The following is a 7,907-nucleotide window of genomic DNA, read 5'->3' on the forward strand; positions in this document are numbered from 1 at the left end:
CCCGGCGCTCCTTGTTCTGAAGCCGCCCTGCTTCCGGCGCTGTGCTTTCCTCGGCGTGCTTCCGGACCCGTGGTTCCGGCGCCGCTCTTTCGTCGGCGTGCGGCCGAGGTCAGCCGAGCAGTTTCGCCACCACGCGGTCGAGGGCCTCGATGTCCTCGCGGCCCAGGGCGAGCAGGTCGGCCGGCGGGGCGGACAGGATCGCGACGGCGCGGTCGGCGGCGGCCTCGCCCTCGGCGGTGAGACGGACCAGCTTGGCGCGCCGGTCGACCGGGTGCGGGACGCGCTCGGCGAAGCCGCGCCGCACCAGGTCGTCGACGATCACGGTGGTGTACGGCGGGTCGGCGCTCAGCCGCTGCGCCAACTCCCGCAGGGTGAGCGGGCCGGGGGCGATCCGGCGCAGGGCCCGGATGCGGCTGAAGCTCATGCCGAGCGCCTCGGCGACCTCCTTGCGGCGGTTGTGGCGGTCCATCAGGAGGGTGTTGAGGCCCTGCCAGGCCCGCGTGGCCGCCTGCACGGTGGCGTCGTCCACCTGCGCGCCGGCGTCGTCCACCCGCCGGTCCGTGTCGTCGCCCGGGCGTTCCGTCAAGTCTTCACCGTCGTTCTGGTCTCCTCGGCGGCCAACCGCTCCGCGGTGAGCCGGGCCGTGGACTGAGCCCAGCGGCCAGAGGTGAGCGTACCCAGCAGCAGGACCGCCCCGCCGCACCCGGCGATGATCCACCAGGCCGTCCGGCTCGCCTGCAGGAAGGCGGCCGTGCCCGTGTGCGCGCCGGTCGCCATGAGCGCGCCGATGACCGCCACGCCGAGCGACTGGCCGAACTGGCGACAGGCCGAGGCCACCGCCGCGGCCACGCCGGACTGCGAGCGCGGCATCGCGGACACGGCGGTGTGGGAGATCGGGGCGGTGACCATCCCGAAGCCGACGCCGAACAGCGCGTAGGCGCAGAACAGCGGCACCACCGAGAGGCGTCCGGAGTAGGTGAGCGCCTGCAGGACGGCGCTCGCGCACAGCGCGGCTCCGGCCGTCACCAGCGGCAGGCGGGGCCCCCGGGCCGCGAGGATCCGCCCGGACAGCGGCGCGGCGACCAGCGCCGCGAGGGCCATGGGCAGCATGAACAGACCGGCGTGCAGCGGGTCGAGCCGCCGGACGTTCTGCAGGTACAGGGAGCTGACGAAGAGGAAGCCCCCCAGCGCGAAGAACGAGGCGACCGCGATGACGGTGGCACCCGCGAACGGAACGGAACGAAAGAACCGCAGGTCGACGAGGGGGTCGACCCGGCGGGTCTCGTACCGCAGCAACCCGAGCAGCGCGCACAGCGCCACGCCCGCGCACCCGGCGACGAGCGGTGACGTCCAGCCCCGCACCGGCGACTCGATGATCGCGTACGTCACCGTGGCGAGCAGCACGACGACCAGGACCTGCCCGACCGGATCGGCGCGGCGGGGGCGCTCGGCGCGGGACTCCGGCACATACCGCCGGGTCAGGGCGAGCGCGGCCAGGCCGATGGGCACGTTGATCCAGAAGATCGCCCGCCAGCCGGCCGCCTCCACGAGCGCGCCGCCGATGAGGGGACCGGCGGCCATGCTGATCCCGACGACGCCGCTCCACACGCCGATCGCGCGGGCACGCTCGCGGGAGTCGGAGAAGACGTTGCTGATGATCGACAGGGCCACGGGGTTGAGCATCGAGCCGCCGATCGCCTGGAGCACGCGCGCCGCGATCAGCCAGCCGAGGCCCGGGGCCGCGCTGCACAGCAGCGAGGCCGTGGTGAAGACCGTCAGGCCGACCTGGAACACGCGTCGGCGGCCCACTCTGTCGGCGAGCGAGCCCGAGAACATCAGCAGGCTCGCGAGGACGAGGGTGTAGCCGTCGACCGTCCACTGCAGCCCGGACAGGGAGCTGTCCAGGTCCTGCTGGATGGACGGCAGCGCGACGTTCAGAGCGGTGACGTCGAGGCTGACGATCAGCAGGCTCAGGCAGCAGACGGCCAGCACCGACCAGCGTCCATGAGGGGTGAGGTGGGTCATGAGCGCCCCCGGAAAGTAGTTGTGTTGCTGTAATCATTACAACAACACAACTAAATGTCGAGGGTGGTCTTCCGTGGCTGGCGGTGCTGGTGCTGGCGGCGTCGGCGGGTGCTGTCAGTGCTGGCGGCGTCGGCGCGCGAGGAGCGCCACCCCCGCCGTCACGAGCGCCGCCGCCACGAAAAGGGCGCCGACCCACACGGGGGAGCGGTAGCCGAGCCCCGCCGCGATCGCCCGGCCGCCCGCCCAAGGGCCCATCGCCGCACCCAGGTTGAGGGCCGCCGTGGCGAAGCCGCCCGCGAGCGTCGGCGCCCCCGTCGCCGCGTACAGCGCCTGCGAGATCAGGGTGGAGCCGACCGCGAACGACAACATCCCCTGGGTGAAGGCGAGCACGACCGCCGCCACCGGACTGCCCGCCGCGAGCGCGAACGCCACCCAGCCCGCGACCAGCGCCACCGTGCCGCCCACCAGGAGCGGCAGCGGACGCGTGTCGGCGAGCCGCCCGCCGAGCGCGACCCCGACCGACGAGCCGAGCCCGAACAGGGCGAGCAGCCCGGGCACCCACGCCTCGTCGATGCCGGAGACATGCGTGGCCAGCGGTTCCAGATACGTGAAGACGCAGAACGTGGCGCCGTTGACGAGCGCGCCGAGCAACAGCGTCACCAGGAGCTTCGGGGAGCGCAGGGCGCGCAGCTCCGCGCGGACGCCGGTGGGTGCGGTGGTCGGCGCGGTGGTGGGTGTGGCGGTGGGCGCGGTGGCGGGCGCGGACGGCGGCACGGCTCGGGCGACGGCGACGACGGCGGGCACCGAGATCAGCGCCACCGCCCAGAACGCGGCCCGCCAGCCCCACAGTTGGCCGAGCAACGCGCCGCCCGGCACGCCCACCACGCAGGCGAGCGTGGTGCCGCCGAGGAGGATCGAGGTGGCCCGGCCCTTGGCGTCCGGCGCCACCAGGCTCGTCGCGGTGGTGAGCGCCACGGCGAGGAAGCCGGCGTTCGCGAGCGCGCCGACGAGACGGGTGGCGAGCAGCACGCCGAAGCTGGTGGTCAGGGCGCCCACCACATGCGCGAGCAGAAACGTGATCAGGAAGCCGAGCAGCGCGCGGCGACGCGGCCAGCGCAGGCTCAGCACCGCCATCAGGGGCGCCCCCACGATCATTCCGACGGCGAACGCCGAGGTCAGCGAACCGGCGGCCGGGACCGACACTGCCATGTCGGCGGCGATGTCCGACACCAGGCCGGACAGCATGAACTCGGACGTGCCCTGGGCGAACACGGCGAGGGCGAGCAGATACAGGACGAATGGCACAGCGAGACTCCGCAACCACTGAAAGGATCGACGAGACCCGCGGGCAGCCCTCGGTGACGCGGCGCGGCACGCCCAAGGCGGCGCCGACGCCGCGCGGTTGCCGCGCGGGCGGGAAGAGGGTGGGGAAGCAGTCCGTGACTACGGCACTGCGGCGATCCTGTGGCGAAGGGGCCGCGGAGCGACACGGGGCGTCGTACCGGAGGACGGCACGGCGTCGGTGTCGCTGCCACGCGGCAGCGAGGAACTCGCGAGCTCAGGAACTCGGGGAGTCCGTGGAGCAGCCACCGGAACGCCGGTGGCTAGCGTCTGTTCGCCTCGGGACTGGACATGTGCGCAGACTAACCACGTCTGTCGCCGCACGTCCAAGTAATTAATGAAGCCTTCGGAAAACCGCGTGTAGCCGTCCCGTAACCCATCTGGTGTTATCTTCCGGACCGGCAGACTCCAGTCTCCCAGGGGGCGGTGCCCGACGATGGCAGTGGGACAACTCCCGGACGAGATCCGGGAGTTCGCAAAGTACTTGAACGATCTCCTGGCCCGGATCGATCGGGACGGCGGGTGGTGCGGGGTGTTCCTCGCCCGCGACCCCGACGGCATGCGGGCCTGCCTGGAGGGCGCCGAGGTGCCGCCCTGGGACGTGGTGCAGGCGCTGCTCCACGACCTCGCGGCCGACGCCGGGGTGGGCGTCGCGCACGCCGAGACGGCACGGGCGCAGGCCCTGCACGCGGCGTCGGTGGCCGCGCACGACGGCCGGCCCGGGGCGCGCGAACTCCTCAGCGACCGGCTCGACCTGATGCTCCAGGAGCAGCGGTTCGCCCAGGAGCGCCAGCACGAGCTCGCGCGCGCCCTCGCCGTCGCCGCCACGCCCGACGACGTGGACCGCATCCACCTGGACCTGGCGTGGGTGCGCGACGACCACGAACGCGCGGCCGCGCGCTGCGGGGAGCTGCGTGCGCGCATCGACCGCCTCGACCGCGCGAGCGCGCCGCAGTGGGTGGACTTCGGGGGACCCGGGCAGGAGGGCGCGCCGCCGCGCGCGGAGCCGGGCCGCTCCCCGGGCGCCCGCCCCGCCGAGTACGACTCCCGCCCCGCCGAGTACGGCCCCGGCCCCGGCCCCGCGGAACATGCCCCCCGCCCCGCCGAGTACGAACCCGGCGCCCCCATCCCCCTTCCCACCCTCGCCCCCACCCCCGAAGAGCACCCCCACCCCGACCGCACCCAAGAGGCCGCCCCCGCCCCGGACGACCACGCCCAGGCCGACCCGACCGGCCGCACCCCCCGCGTCCCGCAGCAGCCCAACCCGCGCCGCCGCCCCCGGGGCGCCCGCTTCGCCGGGTTCGCGGGGCTCGACGCCGACGAGGCGGACGGGGTGGGCCCCGTCGTCGTCCCCTCGGCGGACGCGGCGGCCGTCGACGCCGGGACGCCCCGCGGCGCGCGCTACGCCCCGGCCGTGGACGCCGGACCGCCGCGCGCCCCGAGGCGGTCCAGGTCCGCGGACCAGGTGGCCGCCGACCGCGAGGCGGCCGACGCGCGCGCCGCCGCCGACGCGCACCTCGCGGACGAGCGCGTCACCGTCGACGCCGTGAAGGCGCTGATCCAGCTGCGCGGCGAGGGCCGCAGCGGCGAGGCGCACGGGGTCCTCGTCGAGGCGTCGGGGTGGCCCGCGGCCAGGCTCCCGCTGTTCGCGGAGGAACTGCATCACGCGGGCCTCGCCGCCGACTGGGCGACCCTGCTGTGGGAGGCCGCGTCGCTGCCGCCCGACCGGCTCGTGGCCGTCGCGGACGCGCTCGCCGGTGCGGGCCGCGCGGAGGACTGCCGCAAGCTGCTGCGCCAGGGCGTGGCGCGGCCCGCACCGGAGATCGCCGAGTCCCTGATCGCGCTCGCCGACGCGGGGCGCACCCGTGAGGCCCGGGCGCTGCTCGACGCGTTCGTCCGGGTCCGTACCGCCGAGGACGTCGCGGCCTGCGCGCACACCGACCCGCCCCGGCTCATTCCACAGCTCCTCGAGGCCGCGAAGGCGGCGTCGGACGAGCGTCACTGGGACCTCGTGCACGCCTTGCGGGTCGCGGGTTTCGCCACCTGAGCCGCCCCCGGCCTCAGCCGAGCCGACCTGGGCCGACCTGAACGCGCCCCGGCGTCCGCCCGCGCTCCGGCGGACGGGTCCGTCACCCGCCCGGGTGCGAAACATGATCGACTCCGCCGCGTTACGACGATGGTCTTGGCAAGGCCGTCGATGGGGCTTACGTTCGTCTGTCTACGCAAGAAGTCTACGGGCGTAGAGGCTCTCTGACGTCCCGTCGAAGGAGCAGCTCATGGCCAATGTCGTACGCGCCGCACTGGTCCAGGCGACCTGGACCGGCGACACCGAATCCATGATTGCCAAGCATGAGGAGCACGCCCGCGAAGCCGCTCGGCAGGGCGCGAAGGTCATCGGTTTCCAAGAGGTCTTCAACGCTCCTTACTTCTGCCAGGTCCAGGAGAAGGAGCACTACCGCTGGGCGGAACCGGTGCCGGACGGGCCCACCGTGCGCCGCATGCAGGACCTGGCGCGCGAGACCGGCATGGTGATCGTCGTGCCGGTCTTCGAGGTCGAGCAGGCCGGTTTCTACTACAACACCGCCGCGGTGATCGACGCCGACGGCAGCTACCTGGGCAAGTACCGCAAGCACCACATCCCCCAAGTCAAGGGATTCTGGGAGAAGTTCTACTTCAGGCCGGGCAACATCGGCTGGCCCGTCTTCGACACCGCCGTCGGCCGCGTCGGCGTCTACATCTGCTACGACCGCCACTTCCCCGAGGGCTGGCGGCAGTTGGGCCTGAACGGCGCCCAGCTCGTCTACAACCCCTCGGCCACGTCCCGCGGCCTGTCCGCCTATCTGTGGCAGCTGGAGCAGCCCGCGGCCGCCGTCGCCAACGAGTACTTCATCGCCGCGATCAACCGCGTCGGCCAGGAGGAGTACGGCGACAACGACTTCTACGGCACGAGTTACTTCGTGGACCCGCGCGGGCAGTTCGTCGGCGAGACGGCGAGCGACAAGGCGGAGGAACTCGTCGTGCGCGACCTCGACTTCGACCTGATCGACGAGGTCCGCGAACAGTGGGCGTTCTACCGGGACCGCCGCCCGGACGCGTACGAAGGGCTGGTCAAGCCGTGAAGGACCTCTACGCCAGGCACCGGGCCGTCCTGCCGGACTGGCTCGCGCTCTACTACGACGAGCCCGTCGAGCTCACCCACGGCGAGGGCCGCCACGTCTGGGACGCCGCCGGACGGCGCTACCTCGACTTCTTCGGCGGCATCCTCACCACCATGACCGCGCACGCCCTGCCCGACGTCACCAAGGCGATCGCCGAGCAGGCCGGCCGGATCATCCACAGCTCCACGCTCTACCTGAACCGCCCGATGGTCGACCTCGCCGAGCGGATCGCGGCCCTGTCCGGCATCCCGGACGCCCGCGTGTTCTTCACGACGTCGGGCACCGAGGCCAACGACACGGCGCTGCTCCTCGCCACCGCGCACCGCCGCTCCAACCAGATCCTGGCGATGCGCAACAGCTACCACGGCCGCTCCTTCACCGCGGTCGGCATCACCGGCAACCAGTCCTGGTCGCCCACGAGCCTTTCGCCGTTGCAGACGCTGTACGTCCACGGCGGCGTCCGCTCCCGCGGCCCCTACGCGGCCCTGAGCGACGCCGAGTTCACCGCGGCGTGCGTCGCGGACCTGCGGGACATGCTCGGCCAGTCCCGCGGCGGCGTCGCCGCGCTGATCGCCGAGCCGGTCCAGGGCGTCGGCGGCTTCACCTCACCGCCCGACGGCCTCTACGCCGCCTTCCGCGAGGTCCTCGCCGAGCACGGCATCCTGTGGATCGCCGACGAGGTGCAGACCGGCTGGGGCCGCACCGGCGACCACTTCTGGGGCTGGCAGGCGCACGCCGCGGCCGGACCGCCGGACCTGCTCACCTTCGCCAAGGGCATCGGCAACGGCATGTCCATCGGCGGCGTCGTCGGCCGCGCCGAGATCATGAACTCCCTGGACGCCAACTCCATCTCCACCTTCGGCGGCTCGCCCGTCACCATGGCCGCGGGCCTCGCCAATCTCTCGTACCTCCTGGAACACGACCTCCAGGGCAACGCGCGCCGCGTCGGCGGGCTGCTCATCGAGCGGCTCCGGGCCATCTGCGCCCAGCTCCCGGTGGTCCGCGAGGTGCGCGGCCGGGGCCTGATGATCGGCATCGAGCTGGTCAGGCCCGGCACCGACGAGGCCGACCCGCAGGCGGCCGCGGCCGTCCTGGAGGCGGCCCGCGAGGGCGGTCTGCTCATCGGCAAGGGCGGCGGGCACAGCACCAGCGTGCTGCGCATCGCCCCGCCCCTGTCGCTGACCGTCGCCGAGGCGGAGGAGGGCGCCGCGATCCTGGAGCGGGCCCTGCGCGGCGTCTAGGCGGCGCCCGGCCCCGTGGGCGGGGCCCCCCCCGGCCCCCCCCCCCCCCCCCCCCCCCCCCAAACGGAGCACCCGCCCCCCCCCCCCAGAGTAACCCCCCCCCCGTGCCAGGGGGGAGGGGGAGAAACCCCCCCCCGGCGGA

At 73.7% G+C, this 7,907-nt stretch carries 6 protein-coding genes; 3 read left to right on the plus strand and 3 right to left on the minus strand.

Translation table 11 applies throughout. The features are described from left to right. Window positions 1-109: 109 nt before the first annotated feature. From ACFVHO_RS13940 to ACFVHO_RS13950, 3 genes are all read right to left on the minus strand, one after another. Complete coding sequence (locus tag ACFVHO_RS13940) at window positions 110-586, minus strand: MarR family winged helix-turn-helix transcriptional regulator (RefSeq protein ID WP_385713276.1); 477 nt, start codon at window positions 584-586, stop codon at window positions 110-112. Beyond that, entirely contained in the window at window positions 583-2,025 is a 1,443-nt protein-coding gene (locus ACFVHO_RS13945) for an MFS transporter (protein WP_385713278.1), read from the minus strand. The genes ACFVHO_RS13940 and ACFVHO_RS13945 overlap by 4 nt, the downstream gene beginning before the upstream one ends. Before the next feature lie 114 nt (window positions 2,026-2,139). Beyond that, window positions 2,140-3,330 (minus strand): Cmx/CmrA family chloramphenicol efflux MFS transporter, encoded by a 1,191-nt coding sequence (locus ACFVHO_RS13950; protein WP_385713279.1) that lies wholly within the window; start codon window positions 3,328-3,330, stop codon window positions 2,140-2,142. Window positions 3,331-3,802: 472 nt separating this feature from the next. Here ACFVHO_RS13950 and ACFVHO_RS13955 point away from each other — a divergent pair, with 472 nt between their 5' ends. The 3 genes from ACFVHO_RS13955 to ACFVHO_RS13965 all read left to right on the plus strand — a co-directional run bounded on the left by ACFVHO_RS13955 (window position 3,803) and on the right by ACFVHO_RS13965 (window position 7,765). Continuing rightward, window positions 3,803-5,413, plus strand: a complete 1,611-nt coding sequence (locus ACFVHO_RS13955) for a hypothetical protein (RefSeq protein WP_385713281.1) — start codon at window positions 3,803-3,805, stop codon at window positions 5,411-5,413. Window positions 5,414-5,642: 229 nt separating this feature from the next. Further along, window positions 5,643-6,485, plus strand: coding sequence for a nitrilase-related carbon-nitrogen hydrolase (locus ACFVHO_RS13960; RefSeq protein WP_385713283.1), 843 nt, complete (start codon window positions 5,643-5,645; stop codon window positions 6,483-6,485). After that, complete coding sequence (locus ACFVHO_RS13965; protein WP_385713285.1) at window positions 6,482-7,765, plus strand: aspartate aminotransferase family protein; 1,284 nt, start codon at window positions 6,482-6,484, stop codon at window positions 7,763-7,765. The genes ACFVHO_RS13960 and ACFVHO_RS13965 overlap by 4 nt, the downstream gene beginning before the upstream one ends. The last annotated feature ends 142 nt before the right edge of the window (window positions 7,766-7,907 follow it).

The sequence above is a fragment of the Streptomyces sp. NPDC127108 genome (assembly GCF_042677545.1).
Lineage (GTDB): Bacteria > Actinomycetota > Actinomycetes > Streptomycetales > Streptomycetaceae > Streptomyces.

Bases quoted from the DNA above. Each gene is read 5' to 3' on its own strand.
- ACFVHO_RS13955 (WP_385713281.1), top strand. From the start codon at position 3,803: ATGGCAGTGGGACAACTCCCGGACGAGATCCGGGAGTTCGCAAAGTAC.
- ACFVHO_RS13945 (WP_385713278.1), bottom strand. From the start codon at position 2,025: ATGACCCACCTCACCCCTCATGGACGCTGGTCGGTGCTGGCCGTCTGC.
- ACFVHO_RS13960 (WP_385713283.1), top strand. From the start codon at position 5,643: ATGGCCAATGTCGTACGCGCCGCACTGGTCCAGGCGACCTGGACCGGC.